The sequence below is a fragment of the Nitrosopumilus sp. S6 genome, assembly GCF_054515815.1.
Map to the genome: position 1 here is coordinate 163392 of NZ_JBTNRI010000003.1, position 15619 is coordinate 179010.

A 15619-nucleotide genomic window follows, 5' to 3' on the forward strand; every position below is an offset into this window, starting at 1 on the left:
ATGGAGTAAAGAGATGCACTTCTTGTGACACATATCTTGAATATGATGGAGTTCAATGTCCATGTTGCAGGACACATCTACGTGCCAAAAGGAAGACAAAGGGATACAGAAGTTAGATGAACTTTGAAGTTTAACAGTTACAATTACTACTGTTACCTCTTCTAGGATTACATATTTTGCAATCAAGTAGACATTTGTCTTCAGGGCAATAACCACAAAACTGCTTTTTAGATTCCAATTATCTCAATCCCTTGTTGGTTCCAATCATTTCATAAGAACTTGTATCATATGAAATTTTGTAGACTTCTTGGAATCCTGCAGATGAATATCCGCCAACATAGATTTCATCATTTTGTGAATCAGCAATAATGCTTGAAACAGTAAGATCAACATGAATTAGACTTTCCCATGAATCTCCAAGATCATCTGACTGCACTAAGCCAAAAGTTTTGACTGATGAAAATAATTTTCCATCATCATCAAACGCTAATGCATACACAGCCAATTTTCGATATGGATCAAGATGAATCCAAGTTTCTCCGCCATCACTAGATTTGTAAATTCCATTTCCAGTTCCTGCAAAAATTAAGTCTGAATCATTAGGAGAAATTGCCAATGCAGAAATGTATTCAAATGCAGGGGGTTCTATTGTATCCCAAGTTTTCCCTCCATCAACAGTCTTGAATAATCCTCTTGCACCACTGTCAAATCCGATTAACATTTCTGGATTTTGTTTACTTGTTGCCATTGCATGAAAATCTACTGGGGGTTCTATAACATTAGAAACATGTTCCCAAGTAATTCCGCCATCATTGCTTTTGATTAATCCTGTATTTCCGCCAGTTATTGGGTGTCCACTTGCATACAGTGGAAATCCAGAAACTAGAGGTGCATTAAATGCCATATAGTCTGCTCTTACTTTGTCAACTTTGATTGGAGGTGCACCACTAATGCTCTGATAGAAATCTCCGTGCGTTGCAATATACAAAATTGAATGATCAGCAGGATCTAATCCCAGTCCATGAACATGACGCCAGTCAACTATTCTAGTATTATCAACTACAGAATCCTCAACTACCGAATCATCAATACTTGTAGAAGGCTCTGAAAATAAGGATGAGCCAATCAAAGTAATTGCAATAACTATAGACACAACAAGTATGGCACCAATCATGAATGATTTTTTGTTTGATTTACGTGACAACTAGTCTCCCCTTCATTTCTTCACTTTCATGATAACCACAGATATACTCAAAAACGCCTGATTCTTCAAATGTATAACTCCATTTTTCCATGTGTACAATATCACCACTTAGTATGGGGATTTCGTTTCCTGAATCCGTTTTGAAAATTCCAACAACATTATGCGTTTCCATGTCGTGAGTTTGCCAAGTAACAGTTGTATTTGGTTCTACACTTAATTCATTTGGCATAAAACTGCTCATTCCCATATGAATCATTTTAGAATTATCATCACCTGACATTCCCATCATATCTTGCATTTTTGGATTGTTCATCATTTGATTCATCATTTGTTGATGTAGTTTAGGATCATTCATCATATTTTTAGGGTTAAACATTTGTTCCGCAATAGCATAACCTCCTAAAAGTCCTACAACAAGTAATCCTACACTAATCCCAACAATGATTATTTTTGTTGTCATTTCTTACTTTCCTTCATACTGCAACAGCTTGGCTGTTGTAATCCCCTAGATATCCAATATATTGAAAATAACAATGCAACAACAGAGATGATTTTTAACTCCAATCCCTGCAATGGGAAAACTGCAAGACCGCCCACTGCACCTAGAACAACAATAAGTGGAGTAGTACATGCAGGACATCCTGGCGTAAATACTGCAAACGCACTTCCAGCAACAGTTGAACCGCTTGATTTTTTCAGATTTATTCCTGTTGTTCCTTTGATCTTGTATACAAGTAATGAAATATTCACACCAGCTAGTATTGCAATTACAGTTGACAATGAAAGTGAAACACCAAGATACAGTGGCATGGCTTCAGCTACAACGTTAAAGTGAGATTGAAGCAACGACATTGACAAAAAGTAATGAATTAATCCAAATCCTAAACTAGCAAGAAATGCAATCATTGCATATCTGCGTTGTTTTAGAATCATTGTAATCATGTTTAGTTTGTTCATGTAATGAGTTAGTATATTTTAGAAACTATTTAAGGTATAAAGTATATACTAAGATACTAATGAAACGTCGTTCAAATGTTGCATTATTTTGTCCTCTACAAGGAACTATTGATATTATTGGAAAAAAATGGGCATTACTTGTAATTTATGAAATTGGGAATCATGGAAAAATCAGATTTAATGAATTAAAAGATGAACTTTTAGGAATAACATCAAAATCACTAGTAAACACACTTGAAGGTTTGCAAGATAGTGAATTAATTTCAAAAGAATCATTCAAGGAGACACCTCCACGAGTAGAATATAGTCTAACAAAAGATGGTAAAGGACTGTATGACATTATTATTCCACTTATTCGATGGTCAGCATTGAGAAAGGGTGCAGTAGTCAAAGAATGTTCTTGCAAACATAAACCAAAGAATTTGGGCGTATGAACAAATAAGAATAATCGTTGATTTAGAATGAAAAGTATGGGAGAGCAATCAAAGAATTATCTTACTTCAGTTCTGTTGTTCTTTCTAGCTGGACTTTGTGAGATTGGTGGAGGATACCTAGTATGGCTTTGGTTGCGTGAAGACTTTGGTTTTGTATTAGGTGCAGTTGGGGGTTTTGTATTATTTTTGTATGGAATAGTTCCAACGTTTCAGAAAACTCACTTTCACAGAGTCTATGCAGCTTATGGAGGAGTCTTTATTGTAATGTCAGTGTTCTGGGGATGGTTAATCGATGGTGTTCAACCTGACAACTTTGACATTATTGGAACAATAATTGCAGTAATTGGAGTCTTGATAATTTTCTACTATCCAAGAAAAGGAGAGAAGGTTTGGTCGAAGTAGCATCAACTCTTGGAATATTTTTCTTTGCAGCACTATTGGAAATTGGTGGAGGCTATCTTGTATGGAAATGGTTGAAAGATCATAAAACAAAGATTTTTGGTTTTGTTGGAGCACTGATTCTATTTTCGTATGGAATTGTCATGACATTACAGCCTGCAGATTTTGGTAAGGTCTATGCTACCTATGGTGGAATCTTTGTTGTATCATCCATAGTTTGGGGATACTGGGTTGATAAGAAAAGACCAGATAGATTTGAGATTATTGGCTCGATAGTTGTTTTGATTGGAGTTGCAATTATGTTTTATTGGCCTCGGTAGAGTGACAGACCAATTTTGGTTTTTCAAATAATCCCAATCAATGTCTAGGTTCTTTTTTTCTGTCATGAAATGATTTACGATATTTGTTTGCTCTTGGAGTTACACGTAAAATACAACTACAGCAAGGACATCTTATATCAAGACATATCATAAAGATCTCGCATACAGGACATCGTTTTTGATTATTTTCATATCTAATTTTTTGGCCTTTAATCTTTACTTCAAATCTTTCACAAATTCCTTTACAGAGGTTCAATTTACAACAATAATCCCATTTTTAATTAAAAACTGAATCCCTTGGACAAAGGCATTGTCATCAATTGAACCATCTGCCCACCAACCTGCATTATTCTTAATCCATGCTGGAATTTCATTAGATGAGGATTCCAGATTTGTTGTTGCAGGAACTTGTAAAATATTTTCTTTAATCAAAAATTGAATACCTTGAACAAAGGTATCATCATCAATAGAATCAGTCGCCCACCATTCAGCATTATTCTTTATCCATGATGGAATTTCAGATTGTAAAATATTAGATTCCTGAATATCTAATGGAGGATCAATTACTATGATAAAATTACCTCGTGAAAGTGAATTGTCATCAATATTTGAAAAGAAAATGTTTGCAGTTCCTGAATGTTCTGGAGCAAATGTTATCTTGTGAGAATTTGGAGCATCAGAGTTGATATTTCCAGTTAGATGTTTTTTGTAAATCTCTTTATCATTTTGAATTACACTTAAATCATATTCTGTAACTCTTTTTGTCTTTGCACTAAACAGTTCATCAAAATCTACAAAAAATGTTGTCTCTTCTCCTGCACGAATTATTTCAGGTTCCCAAGACAAAAATACTTTGAATCTATAATCAGGAGTTGCAAACTCTAATGGAAATTGCACATTATCACTAGTTTCTAACTTGAAATCAATTTTTGAGTCGGAAGTTTTGATTGCTTCTTCCTTGATTTCTTTAATCAGTTCACGATAAACTGTCATGTGAACTGTTCTATCATCAAAAGAATAGTCATCAATATTTACAACTTCATCAGGTAACAAGACTCCATTAGCATAAGAATTGTATTTTGTAGATAGAAACTCACCAAAGGTATTTGGCACTCGTACTTCTTCATGAATAACACTTAGTTGTTCCAAGTCTTGATTCCAATCAAAAGGCATTGAGAAGACCATTTTGTTTGAATCAAAATCAAAGTCACTTACAGTATCAAAATAAGATATTACTTGAACATCATGAGGTTGATTTTGGCTATCTGTAGCCTCAAAAGTTTTAACATCAGCAAGACTGATTGCACCTTCTAACTCTACTCGTTGATCTAAAACATTATCATCAGAATCAACGGTTAGAACTTCTACCTTATACTCATAGAGCCCACCAGAAGTAAAAATTGGCCCTGTGAGAGTCAAAGTTTCATTATTTTCATTCATCCAGCCTCCCAAAAGCGGTTCTTGGATACCATCTATCAATATTTTATCCGAATTATCAGATATTACACGAAAATTTAGATTTCCAAGTTCATCATGGAACATGTATCTAAAAATTCGTTCTCCGTCTTTTTTGAGTTCCAAAATAAAGGTCACATGTTCAATTATCGCTTCAGTGTTAGAATCAAACAATCTCAGAGTTACAAAATTTTCAGGATCATCAGGATCAAACATTGAAGGGGACACATCAATGGAAAGTGTTGCATCTCTATCACCAATAGTTGTTGGAGGAAGCATTTCTCCTCCTAATCCATGTCCAAAAACAGGAGTTGTTGAAAAACCAACACTAAAGATTAGGAAAATCATTGAAAACAGAATTAAAGATTTCAACCTATATCACCTCAAAGGACTCCATAATATATTGAAAGTCTTGTTTCTGTTCTGATGTGAGTGATTGTGGAGAGTCTCCAGAATACTGCAACATGTAAAGTCTATTCTCTTTTACAACAAACAGTTGTTCTCCATATTGACTTTGATCAATCATAGACATGGCAAAAATTGCCCAATCATCTTCAGATGAAACCTGCTCAAATGGAATTTCAACATTTTGAGATTCTGTTAGTGCAATTATGTCATCTACGTATTCATGTAAAGAAAAATTTTCTTTTTGTATATCAAAAACTGTGATAATGAATTGTTTGTTATGATTTTGTTCCACATACACTCCATCAAGAAATCCTTTTGCTTGTAATAATGTCAATTCTTCTGAATTTATTTCATCCAATACAGAGTGTATTTGCCAATCTCCATTGGGTTTAGAGACTTGGTATCCCAAACTTGTATCATGGTAGATATTAGTAGAAAACAGACTCACCTGTTCAGGATTAAACAAAGTGATTTCTCCAAATCCAGAAAATAGAATTTCTGTGCCTAAAATCACATTATTGGATGAGTCAGGAGCATCATAGAATAGAAAACCAAGGTATCCTATCCCAGAAACTATGGAAATAATCAGTGCTAATCGAACTACTTGTTGCTCTTTTTCTAATTCCATGATCAAATAGGACTTGATTTCCTTCCTCCTTGATTGATTGGTGTTTTAGGTCCCTTGTATTTCATATAGATTACTACTGTAAGCAACATGATAGCTGGAACTGCAATTATTGCAACTGCAATTTCATAATAGAATTGAACCGTCTGTCTTGGTTGTACAATTTCATCTACAGTTTTGGTTTGCTCAATGTTTTCATAAACTACTGCACTAAAGTCTCCAAGTCTAGCTACTGAACTGCCAGAAAGATCAATAGTAGTTTCTGCTACTTTACCAAAGGATCTAATATCTCTAAATTTTATTAGTACTGAACCAGGTTCTTCAAAAATCCATTGCCTATAGTCCCCACCTGCTTGAGATACTGCATTCTTATCACGATACAATTCAACACCATTTTGAATAATTGCAATATCATATTCCAATTTTCTTAATGGCTGATCAGTTTGAGCATCATAAAATCTGTAAATGAAATTTACTTTCTCATGTGTTTTGATAATTTTGGGCTCCCAAGAAAAATTAATTTCAACAGAATTATCAGGAGTAATTAACAGAATTGGAAATTCTACTTTTTTTCCTGTAGCATCATGTGGATAATCAGGAATAAATGGTTCAACAAATACGATTCCTTCCATCCAAGGATGAATTACACAAAAATAATTGAATGTACCTTCTTCTTCAAATGTGTAAGACCATGACTCTTCAGGCATGAATCTCCCACTATCAAAAATTCCATCGGATTCACCTAGGTTCTTGGATCCCATCCAATCAAATCTTCCAGCTCCATCTCCACTAGTTACAGTATGTCCTTCCCTGTCATCATTAGTCCATGTTATAGTATCTCCCACCATAATTGTGAGTTCAGGAGGATCATACCAAACTTCAGCAGGGGTGTTTAGTTCAGGATTAAATGCACCAAAGGGAATACTAATGGTATATTCTTCAGCAAAAGATTCTTCAAGAGCGATAAAAAATATGGATGAAGCTAATACACCAAAGATGACTTGTCTTGAAAAAGTTCTAGGGGCTTTCTCAAGAACGGTCATCAATAAAAAACACTTTTTTACTTTAATTAATGATGATATTGTTTTACCATTGTTCCAAATAATTTAAAACAAAATGGTTTCCAAAATACATATTGCAAAAACCTACTCTGTCAATGAAAACAAAGACAAAAATCCTGGTAACAATAACAGTTGCAGCACTTGCAATTTCAACTCCTCTAGGATTTGACAGAGTTAATTTTGAAGAAAGGGAATATTATGCAATTCATGTAGCTAGTGTGATTTTTGGTTTGTTTTTATCTATAGTCGGTTTCATTTCTTACTTGGAATTTAGAAATACACGATTATTGATGATATTTTCTGCGTTTTTAGCAATCACAATAGCAGAAAGCACATCGCTGATAAACTTGCTAAATCCATTCTTTGAGATCACTTATGGAACACATGATTTGATAACTCATGGTTTGATACTAGTAATGCTTTCATTTTTCATGGTAGGAATTTTTAGAACAGACTAAAGATAAGAGAAAGTGTCTGCAAATCTGTCTTTCATCTTATCAACAACGCTAGGCTCAATTCTATTTAATGCATCAAGAGTGATTTTTGCATCAGCTAATTTGAAATGAGGTCTTAGACCTTTTACTCGAATTACTATGTTTTCTTCAATCAAATTAGTCAAGGTTAATGATACTGTAGAGGGTGCTTTGTTTACTGAACTCTGAATTTCTGAGAAAGTTCCTTTTTGATGTTCAACAAGAAATAGAATAATGTTTTTGGAAGTCTCTTTTCTCAGATTGATTAATGTAGGATATTCTTTAAAGGGAATATCTCGTGGAAAATAATTCGTACGCCTAGCTGAACGTTTGGTAATGATTTTAGAATCCTTCGCTAAATTATTTAGGGAATTTGAAAGAGTTCCAAAAGGATAACCTGATAATTTTTGCAAATCTCTAAAAGATAATCCTGGATTTTTATTGATGATTTCAAGTAAGAATGTGATTCGTGGATTTAGTACATGGTATCTTTTTGGCTTGTTATGGTACATCATTACCTTATTCCCATTCTCAATTTTTCCTGAAATTTTTAAAAACCCATATTTTTTGAGAATATCTAATCTCCGATAGACAGTTCCAAGTGAAATTTTAGTATCTTTGCTGATTTCTATTGCAGATTTAGGGGAACGTGCTGAATTTAGAATTAATCTGGAATAATTGTCTCGAAGGTACTCAGAGTAATCGTTTTCAGGGTCCACTAAATAATTTAAAAATGATAGTTTTTAATAAATTTGCAAAATCTCATCAGTGAAAAAATCATTCTGAAATTTACCATTGTTAAGACATATTGGTACAACCATCAAACAGGATTAGAAGTTATAACTACTAGATAGTACTTGGTAATTGTGAAAAAAACACCATATATCATAGCAGGAATTGTGTTTTTGGTGTCTATAGCAGTTGTAATGGTTGTTTTAAACGAATCAGATGCAGGTGTTGTTTCTGAAACAACTGAAATAGTCGAACTTACTGGAACTCCTGCAGACAAGTATGAACCTCATGAAAGAGACCAACATTGTGGAGGATCAGACACAAAATCTAATCAATATATTCAAGAATTTGAAATTCCTACGCCATGTACTCAACCGTCATCAATAACTGCGGATTCTGAAGGCAAGATTTGGTTTACTCAATCCAATACTGGAAATATTGCAATGTTTGATCCTATAACTGAAGAATTTACAGAATATCAAAATGAAAAGAGAATTGCAAAAGGAACTACAATGATGTGGGGCATACAATATACTCAAGATGATGAAATTTGGTTTACTGATGATGGAAGTGGTTCTCTTTGGAAATTTTCAATACCTGAAAAAACATATTCGGAATTTAAATTTCCTACAGAAACAAAAAAACCATTTCCTCAGAAAATTCAATTATATAATGACAATTTTATAATAAATGATTTCACTGGAAACCAAGTTGTTATTTTAAATCATGAAAAACTACATGAAGATACAATATCCTATTCTTCAATTTCAGTGCCTGAAGAACTATTTACAAGTCAAGCGGTAACAGATGATGGTGAAAACATTTGGTTTGTAATATGGAAGTATCAAAAAGAAGCAGCATTAGTAAAAACAAATTACAACACACAAGAGACTGAACAATTTATTCTTCCTACCAGCATTAATGCACCTAATGGGGTTTCTATTGGTCCATCAGGGAACATATGGATAGCAGATACAGCTGGAAACTCATTTTATAAATTCAATCCAGAAAATAAGAAAATTATTGAGTATGTTACATTTGATGCCCCAGTTTGGACATATGGAAACTCTACAGGTTTGATCAAGACGCCTATCACTCGTCCATATTGGACAGATTTTGATTCTAAGGGAAATCTATGGTTTAATGAACAAAACGCAAATAGGTTATCGGTATTTGACCCAAAAATAGAATCATTAATTGAATACGATATTCCATCAAAGAATCCCAATTGGGCAGATTGTGATGGAATAGATAATTGTGGATTGTCACAAAGTTTTGGATTTACTATTCAAAATGAAAAAGTTTGGTTTACAGAATGGGTTGAAAACAACATTGGGGTATTGGATACGTCAATTCCATTACCGTTAACCATTTCTATGGGTGAAAAAGAAATTGAGATTAACCAAGGAGAACAAAAAGAGATCTTTGTAACAGTTAATCCTCAAACAAATGAAAAATTAGAAATAGAAATTTCAGGTAACACTAATTCAGAATCAATAACAATCAAGCCAGAAAATATAGTAATTTCTGATGAATCAATCACAATTCCAATGATTGTTACTGCTGACAAAGATGCACATAAAGGATTGTACAAAATTCTTATAGGAACTCAATTTGACGATGTAGCCATCTCTTCATATGCTACAATTAAAGTTGTATAGTTTTTTCAAGCATTATCTTGATGATAAACTGTTTTAGAGATCTAAGGATTGTTTAAACTCTGCATGAATTGTTGGTTTTGCATCATATTTTGCATCATTTGAGGATTCATCATCATGTTGTTCATCATTTGTTGACGTAGTTCTGGATCATCCATCATTTGATCCATCATTTGACCCATCATTTGACCCATCATTCCTTGCATGTGCCAAGGATTGTTTAACATCATATCATGCATGTTCTGCATTGCTTGTGGATTATTCATCATTTGATCCATCATGTTATTCATCATCTGCGGATTATTCATTGTCCAGTTACTACTCATCATAGGATTCATGTTACTTTCATCATCATACACAATTTCAAATTTTACTAACTGATTGTTCCCAATCATACTAATCCAGATGTGATTGTTTTCTAAGAAAATTCCACTCGGTATTTTATCATTAATCAAATTAAATTCAGAAATTGTGTATTCTCCTTCATCTATGACACTTTTTTGTATTACACCTACAGTATTTGCAGTAATTGTTGTAAACCAAATATTTCCATTATTATCAGCCTTTAATTGAAATGGAGATGCTTTAGCAGAAAAAGACGTAAATTTTTCTGTGATAGGATTAAACATCCAGATAGGGTTTGGACCCATTTGTGAAAACCAAATCATCCCATCTTGATCCTCAATCATACTCCAAGACATTAAGGGAAAATTTCCAGATTCATTTTGAGACATATCATTTTTAATGTCAAAGGAAGAAACGAATGTTTCTTGATCTGGATGAAATTTGAATAAACTATGTATTTGTGAACCTGTAACAAATACAAATCCTTCTTTATTTGAAATTATTGAATTTGGGAAGGTTCCATCAGGTAGAGAATATTCCTTTATGTAAAAATCAGAATAATCTAGTTGGTTTTGATTGTTTGAATTTGAAATACTTTGAGTTTCAAATTCAAATAATATCAAAAATATTGTAGTGAAAAATATTGTAGTGAGAGAAATCCCATATACAATTAACTTAACGTGCAATTATGCCAATATCCATATGATTATTCATCATGGACATCATGGATTTACCTTCAGGAATACCATGAGTATGCATGGTATAGTATCCTTTCTCATCAACATTCACTTTAATCAAATATTTACCAGAACCAATGTTTTCAGCCTCAAACATCTTTCCCATCATATCCATCATGTTCATATCATCCATTCCTTCCATTGGTCCACCTTTCTCTATGTGTAAAATTACAGTGGCATCATCCATGGGATTTCCAGTTTCTTTATCCAATACCAATAAAGTAACAGTAGATTCTTCACCAACTGATACAACCTGACTTGAAATTGTTTTAATTACAACATCTTGAGGGATGCTATTCATCATGGATTGACACATGTTCATAGAACCCATCCCATTTTGCATCATCATAGAATTGCTTTCTTCAGAATATCCTGATAAGAAAAAAGCGCCACTAGAAAATACAATAATTGAGGCCAATACAATTCCAAGACTTTTCATTTGATTTTCTTATAGTTTTTCTATATATCAATACTGTATATTACATTTGTAAAGCATATTGAATAAATATACAAATTTCAATTATTTTTTATAGTGAAAATTTTTGGAAGATGAGAATATAGAAAATAAAAGTGAAGGAAATAAGAATGCCAGTAACGATAATGTAATGATAAAAAAATCAACATTTACAGGATTAATTATTGTAATAACTATTGTAATTGCAATTTCTGCTTTTTTTGCAGGCTCTTACTTTGCAAATTTAAATTCAGATGAAATTACACAGTCAGATCTTAATGCTGCAATTGCAAAATTAGAATCAAAAATTGAAAGTAATCCACAATCATCCAGTCAACCAAATACCCCGCCAATCAATGTATCAATAGATGATGATCCTATGAAAGGAGACCCAAATGCGCCAATTACTATCATAGAATTTTCTGACTATGAATGTCCATTTTGTGGCAGATTTTACGCAAATACACTTCCTTTAATTGAAGAAAACTACATCAACACAGGCAAAGTCAATTTTGTTTACCGTGATTTTCCAATTCAAAGCATACATCCTAATGCCGTTCCTGCAGCAATGGCTGCAGAATGTGCAGATGACCAAGAAATGTTTTGGCCATACCATGATATGATTTTTGAGAATAAAAGTACATGGGAAAAACTAGGTAGAGTAAATTTACTAAATGAATTTGTACAGTATGCCACTATTCTTGAATTAAACATTGAAGAATTTTCTTTGTGTTTGGAATCAAACAAACATCTTGATGAAGTGAGAAATGATCTTCAAGATGGACAAAGTTACGGAGTTGATGGGACTCCTGGATTTTTTATAGGAAACAATGAAAACGGATTCATCAAAGTTTCAGGAGCAAAACCATATCAAATCTTTGAAGAAATCTTAGAAGGAATGATGGCACAATAATGAGGTTTACAAATGTAAGATATCATTCTTTAATACACAACAATTAGGAGAACTATATTGAGAAAAAAGCGTTCATCAAAAAATAAAAAACTTACATTAATTGGAATTCCAGTTATAATTATAATAGCAATTGTACTAGCTGTGCCTACACAAAATAATATTGACACTCCGACATCAAAACTTCATGGCCCATGGAGCGACATTCATGGTGTGGGAATGTTTCTTTCTGGCAATGATGATACTCTTTATCTTGCAACTCATCAGGGATTGTTTGAAAAAACAGATTCAGGATGGCAACATGTTGGAAATGACAATGCAGATTTGATGGGATTTTCTATGAATCATGAAACTGAAACAATGTATTCAAGTGGACATCCAAAATCAGGAGGTAATCTAGGATTTAGAATGAGTGAAGATAAAGGCAATTCATGGATGACTATTTCCAAAGTAAAAGATATGCCAGTTGATTTTCATGCAATGACTGCAAGTCAGGCACAAAAAGGATTGATTTATGGCTCTCCTGGTGGAGGATGTGAACTCTTTGTAACATCTGATAATGGCGTATCGTGGAGTTCTCTTGACATTCCAAATCAGATCATATCACTTGCAGCGGATCCACTAGATCCTAATCGAGTGTATGCAGGTACAACATCTGGACTCTATGTAAGTAATGATCAAGGAAAGCAATGGAATATAGTTAATTCAAATATTGAAAAAGGAGTAATCACAGGATTAGGTTTTTCAGCAGATGGAAAAACAATGTATGTATTCTCAACTTTGGATGGAAACGGCATGATTGTAAAATCAATTGATGGTGGAAACACAATGGTAAAGACACAGGAACAAATTACAGATGCTCGTGGAATTTGGAATTTTGCTCCTGGACGTGATGGAGAAATTTATGCTATTGCAGCACAACAAGTGGCAAGTGGAATAGCCATGAGCGTTTACAAAACAGATGATGGTGGAGCTACATGGATTTTAGAAGGTACTAATAATTCAGAACTGGCATTAACTGGATAATCTTAAAGATAATTCAAACTTTCAAGTACTGTATTTGGAGGGATTCTTTTCAAACACTGCTTTGCATGAGGGACAACAAAAATGATATGTATTTCCATCATGTTTCAGAATAACATTCCCTTGTTCCTCAAATTCCATTTTACAAACAGGATCTACTTTCATTGTAATACAAAATTCAATTCTTCAAATAAAGGAAGGGGTTTACAAATGTAAAATGTATCATTTAGATAATGGTGTGACTAAAAAAAATCATGTCATTCCCTCTAGATGAAACAGATATCGCAATACTTGAGGCGTTGATTGAAGATGGAAGAAAATCATTTAGACAGATTTCAAGAGAGACTAAAGTAAGTACTCCAACGGTCCAAATACGTTATGAGCGATTAATTAGTATGGGCATAATAAAATCAATTTCTCCCATTTTGGATATGAAAAAGCTTGGTTCAAACACGATTACTTCTAAATCAAAACTATATGAAAAAACAGTTAAGAAAATCAATCCAAGTTTACATGTTAAAATAAAATGTGATTATTGTGATAGAAAAATAAGCGAAAAACCTAGTATCTTAAAAGTAGCAAATGTTCAGAGATTTTTTTGCTGTCCTTCATGCAGGGTTCTTTTTCAAGACAAATATCAGCGAAGAATTAAGGCATTAATGAATTCGCAGAAATAATTACTGAATATATCAGTTGGTGTCAGGAGTATTTTTCTGTCTATAAACTTTGATTCTATCATACACAAATAATGCAAGTAATATTACTATTGTTACTATCGCAGCATTTTTTATAAGACCTGTTATTGAAAATCTAGAATCAACTTCAGTATTTTGTACAACATTAGTAGAAGGGAATGTTGATGACGGCAAATCCATAACTAGTGTCAAGGGATAAAGTTTTGATATTTTCATTGAATCATCAATCGTCTCCAATGCAGAAATTTGAAGCATTGTATGATAAGTTCCTGATTCGATATTATCATCAATAAAAATATCTAAAGTTAATTCAGCATTATCTACTTGATTTAAATTAATTATATCTGGATTAGATGTAAAAGAAATTCCATCTAATCCTGAATGAGTCATACCAACTAATGAAACATGTATGTTGTCAAATGAAAGAAAATTTCTATCGTCATTAAATCTGTTGATTTTAGCAGTTATTTGTTCAGAATGTTTGGTTTCTGTAAAAATAACTTTGTTTGTATTTACTTCTAAATCAAACGGAATTTGTATAGTAGTATCAAGATATCCAATTTTATTTCCTAAAACTTCTGTGAACCATACTTTTTTTCCATCATTTGACACATCAAGGTAAATGACGGTTGAAAGTGGTCCTGTAGGTACTTCATATTCTGTAATTATTCCTGTTTTATCAATTTTTGAAATTTTGTTTCCTCCATGTTGTGCAAAATAAATGTCCCCTGATTCATCAACATCTATCTGGCTAGGTAAAGTTTGAGGGTATAATTTGGTTGGAGATGTCCACAAAGATACATAATCTTGCAGATTAGAATTCAGTTCAGAAACTATTACTCTGCTTGAACCATGATCAGATAAGACTATTTTTTCTGTGCCTAAAGAATCTTTGAAAATTGCAATCCCAAATGGAGAGAAAAAGTCAGGTTTGGGTAGGGAGACTTTAGTGATACTTGGAATAGAATCGATACCTGTTAGGTCTACTTTTAAAATACTATTAGAGTAAGAAAGTGTAACCCATAAAGAACCACTTTCATCGAATGCAAGAAATGTTGGTCCGCTATTTTCATCAATAGAAAATTCTTGAATTTTATTTGTGTCTATATCCAAACTTGCAAATTTATCAGAATTTAATTCGGTAAACCAAATTTTTGAGTTATCAGGAGATAAAATTATTCCCATTGGTCCAGAGTTTTCAGTTGGGACAGAAATCATATCCATTTGTTCATTTTTGATTGTAAATTTACCTATAGAATTAGTTCTTGCATCGGTAAACCAAATAATATTTCTCAACTCATCATAAATTATATGTCCTCCAGAAAGATTTACAATTGCATTATTTGTAGTAGTAGGTTTTGTTATCTCAAATTTTGTAAATTCCTCAGTTAATGGTTCAAATTTAGAAATTAAACTAGTATTTTGTGTAGCATGATAAATCCATACATTCTCATTATTGTCAATAGTGATTCCTCTAAGACCAAATTCTTTAACAGGGAATGGGATTTCCTTTATGAAACTACTTTGTTTGGAATATGTTACAAATTCATCTAATGAAATCTCTTGAGCAAATACGTTACTTGGTGATAAAAATGAAAAAATGATAGCAAATACTAGAAAAAATCCCCAATATTTGATCATGGTGTTTTCAATTTATTTTTCCACAGGGTTTCCTATCATGTTTCCCCATTCAGTCCAAGAACCATCATAGTTTCGGACTTTTGGATAT

19 protein-coding genes are annotated in these 15619 nt (G+C 32.9%); 8 read left to right on the top strand and 11 right to left on the bottom strand.

The window, feature by feature from the left end; translation table 11 throughout:
* Nucleotides 1-238: 238 nt before the first annotated feature.
* The 3 genes from ACX12B_RS03760 to ACX12B_RS03770 are packed head-to-tail and all read right to left on the bottom strand — an operon-like array spanning nt 239 to nt 2161.
* Complete coding sequence (locus ACX12B_RS03760; protein ID WP_459352709.1) at nt 239-1204, bottom strand: WD40/YVTN/BNR-like repeat-containing protein; 966 nt, start codon at nt 1202-1204, stop codon at nt 239-241.
* Nucleotides 1194-1664: a cupredoxin domain-containing protein gene (locus tag ACX12B_RS03765; protein ID WP_459352710.1), complete on the bottom strand. Its 471-nt coding sequence runs from the start codon at nt 1662-1664 to the stop codon at nt 1194-1196. The genes ACX12B_RS03760 and ACX12B_RS03765 overlap by 11 nt, the downstream gene beginning before the upstream one ends.
* Nucleotides 1661-2161 (bottom strand): hypothetical protein, encoded by a 501-nt coding sequence (locus ACX12B_RS03770; protein WP_459352711.1) that lies wholly within the window; start codon nt 2159-2161, stop codon nt 1661-1663. Before ACX12B_RS03770 ends, ACX12B_RS03765 begins: the two co-directional genes overlap by 4 nt.
* Nucleotides 2162-2220: 59 nt before the next feature.
* Between ACX12B_RS03770 and ACX12B_RS03775 the strand changes: the two genes are divergently transcribed.
* From ACX12B_RS03775 to ACX12B_RS03785, 3 genes are read left to right on the top strand one after another with little or no spacing between them, the layout of a single operon-like run.
* Nucleotides 2221-2595, top strand: a complete 375-nt coding sequence (locus ACX12B_RS03775) for a winged helix-turn-helix transcriptional regulator (RefSeq protein WP_459352712.1) — start codon at nt 2221-2223, stop codon at nt 2593-2595.
* Between the two features lie 27 nt (nt 2596-2622).
* On the top strand, nt 2623-2997 hold the full coding sequence (locus ACX12B_RS03780) for a YnfA family protein (RefSeq protein ID WP_459352713.1): 375 nt from the start codon (nt 2623-2625) through the stop codon (nt 2995-2997).
* Nucleotides 2985-3314, top strand: a complete 330-nt coding sequence (locus tag ACX12B_RS03785; RefSeq protein WP_459352714.1) for a YnfA family protein — start codon at nt 2985-2987, stop codon at nt 3312-3314. The genes ACX12B_RS03780 and ACX12B_RS03785 overlap by 13 nt, the downstream gene beginning before the upstream one ends.
* A gap of 252 nt (nt 3315-3566) precedes the next feature.
* On the opposite strand, the gene ACX12B_RS03790 is transcribed toward ACX12B_RS03785, so the two are convergent.
* Genes ACX12B_RS03790 through ACX12B_RS03800 form a run of 3 tightly spaced genes read right to left on the bottom strand, consistent with a single transcriptional unit; the run spans nt 3567 to nt 6845 of the window.
* Nucleotides 3567-5141: a peptidase gene (locus ACX12B_RS03790; RefSeq protein WP_459352715.1), complete on the bottom strand. Its 1575-nt coding sequence runs from the start codon at nt 5139-5141 to the stop codon at nt 3567-3569.
* A gap of 1 nt (nt 5142) precedes the next feature.
* On the bottom strand, nt 5143-5805 hold the full coding sequence (locus ACX12B_RS03795; protein ID WP_459352716.1) for a hypothetical protein: 663 nt from the start codon (nt 5803-5805) through the stop codon (nt 5143-5145).
* A gap of 2 nt (nt 5806-5807) precedes the next feature.
* Complete coding sequence (locus ACX12B_RS03800) at nt 5808-6845, bottom strand: cupredoxin domain-containing protein (protein ID WP_459352717.1); 1038 nt, start codon at nt 6843-6845, stop codon at nt 5808-5810.
* A 92-nt stretch (nt 6846-6937) separates the two neighbouring features.
* Between ACX12B_RS03800 and ACX12B_RS03805 the strand changes: the two genes are divergently transcribed.
* On the top strand, nt 6938-7321 hold the full coding sequence (locus tag ACX12B_RS03805; RefSeq protein ID WP_459352718.1) for a hypothetical protein: 384 nt from the start codon (nt 6938-6940) through the stop codon (nt 7319-7321).
* On the opposite strand, the gene ACX12B_RS03810 is transcribed toward ACX12B_RS03805, so the two are convergent.
* On the bottom strand, nt 7318-8055 hold the full coding sequence (locus tag ACX12B_RS03810; protein WP_459352719.1) for a hypothetical protein: 738 nt from the start codon (nt 8053-8055) through the stop codon (nt 7318-7320). The two genes, ACX12B_RS03805 and ACX12B_RS03810, sit on opposite strands and share 4 nt — an antisense overlap.
* A 147-nt stretch (nt 8056-8202) precedes the next feature.
* On the opposite strand from ACX12B_RS03810, the gene ACX12B_RS03815 reads away from it, so the two are divergent.
* On the top strand, nt 8203-9729 hold the full coding sequence (locus ACX12B_RS03815; RefSeq protein ID WP_459352735.1) for a Vgb family protein: 1527 nt from the start codon (nt 8203-8205) through the stop codon (nt 9727-9729).
* A 41-nt stretch (nt 9730-9770) separates the two neighbouring features.
* Here the strand turns inward: ACX12B_RS03815 and ACX12B_RS03820 are convergent, their stop codons facing one another.
* Both ACX12B_RS03820 and ACX12B_RS03825 read right to left on the bottom strand, forming a co-directional pair.
* Nucleotides 9771-10757 carry a Vgb family protein gene (locus ACX12B_RS03820; RefSeq protein ID WP_459352720.1) on the bottom strand — a complete coding sequence of 329 codons (987 nt, stop codon included), beginning with the start codon at nt 10755-10757 and terminating at the stop codon, nt 9771-9773.
* Nucleotides 10747-11247, bottom strand: coding sequence for a hypothetical protein (locus ACX12B_RS03825; RefSeq protein WP_459352721.1), 501 nt, complete (start codon nt 11245-11247; stop codon nt 10747-10749). Before ACX12B_RS03825 ends, ACX12B_RS03820 begins: the two co-directional genes overlap by 11 nt.
* Nucleotides 11248-11350: 103 nt before the next feature.
* Here ACX12B_RS03825 and ACX12B_RS03830 point away from each other — a divergent pair, with 103 nt between their 5' ends.
* A complete protein-coding gene (locus tag ACX12B_RS03830; protein ID WP_459352722.1) occupies nt 11351-12175 on the top strand; it encodes a DsbA family protein in 825 nt (274 codons plus the stop codon).
* A gap of 57 nt (nt 12176-12232) precedes the next feature.
* Nucleotides 12233-13198, top strand: coding sequence for a WD40/YVTN/BNR-like repeat-containing protein (locus tag ACX12B_RS03835; protein ID WP_459352723.1), 966 nt, complete (start codon nt 12233-12235; stop codon nt 13196-13198).
* A 21-nt stretch (nt 13199-13219) separates the two neighbouring features.
* Here the strand turns inward: ACX12B_RS03835 and ACX12B_RS03840 are convergent, their stop codons facing one another.
* The gene (locus tag ACX12B_RS03840; RefSeq protein ID WP_459352724.1) at nt 13220-13360 is read right to left on the bottom strand and encodes a YHS domain-containing protein; all 141 of its coding nucleotides are present in this window, start codon (nt 13358-13360) and stop codon (nt 13220-13222) included.
* An 89-nt stretch (nt 13361-13449) separates the two neighbouring features.
* On the opposite strand from ACX12B_RS03840, the gene ACX12B_RS03845 reads away from it, so the two are divergent.
* Complete coding sequence (locus tag ACX12B_RS03845) at nt 13450-13872, top strand: AsnC family transcriptional regulator (protein ID WP_459352725.1); 423 nt, start codon at nt 13450-13452, stop codon at nt 13870-13872.
* A gap of 12 nt (nt 13873-13884) precedes the next feature.
* Here ACX12B_RS03845 and ACX12B_RS03850 read toward each other — a convergent pair whose 3' ends face one another.
* Entirely contained in the window at nt 13885-15531 is a 1647-nt protein-coding gene (locus tag ACX12B_RS03850; protein ID WP_459352726.1) for a Vgb family protein, read from the bottom strand.
* Between the last annotated feature and the right edge of the window lie 88 nt (nt 15532-15619).

Coding starts and splice junctions, on each gene's coding strand:
- ACX12B_RS03765 (WP_459352710.1), bottom strand. CDS start 1,664: ATGACAACAAAAATAATCATTGTTGGGATTAGTGTAGGATTACTTGTT.
- ACX12B_RS03770 (WP_459352711.1), bottom strand. CDS start 2,161: ATGAACAAACTAAACATGATTACAATGATTCTAAAACAACGCAGATAT.
- ACX12B_RS03775 (WP_459352712.1), top strand. CDS start 2,221: ATGAAACGTCGTTCAAATGTTGCATTATTTTGTCCTCTACAAGGAACT.
- ACX12B_RS03780 (WP_459352713.1), top strand. CDS start 2,623: ATGAAAAGTATGGGAGAGCAATCAAAGAATTATCTTACTTCAGTTCTG.
- ACX12B_RS03795 (WP_459352716.1), bottom strand. CDS start 5,805: ATGGAATTAGAAAAAGAGCAACAAGTAGTTCGATTAGCACTGATTATT.
- ACX12B_RS03800 (WP_459352717.1), bottom strand. CDS start 6,845: ATGACCGTTCTTGAGAAAGCCCCTAGAACTTTTTCAAGACAAGTCATC.
- ACX12B_RS03825 (WP_459352721.1), bottom strand. CDS start 11,247: ATGAAAAGTCTTGGAATTGTATTGGCCTCAATTATTGTATTTTCTAGT.
- ACX12B_RS03840 (WP_459352724.1), bottom strand. CDS start 13,360: ATGAAAGTAGATCCTGTTTGTAAAATGGAATTTGAGGAACAAGGGAAT.
- ACX12B_RS03845 (WP_459352725.1), top strand. CDS start 13,450: ATGTCATTCCCTCTAGATGAAACAGATATCGCAATACTTGAGGCGTTG.
- ACX12B_RS03850 (WP_459352726.1), bottom strand. CDS start 15,531: ATGATCAAATATTGGGGATTTTTTCTAGTATTTGCTATCATTTTTTCA.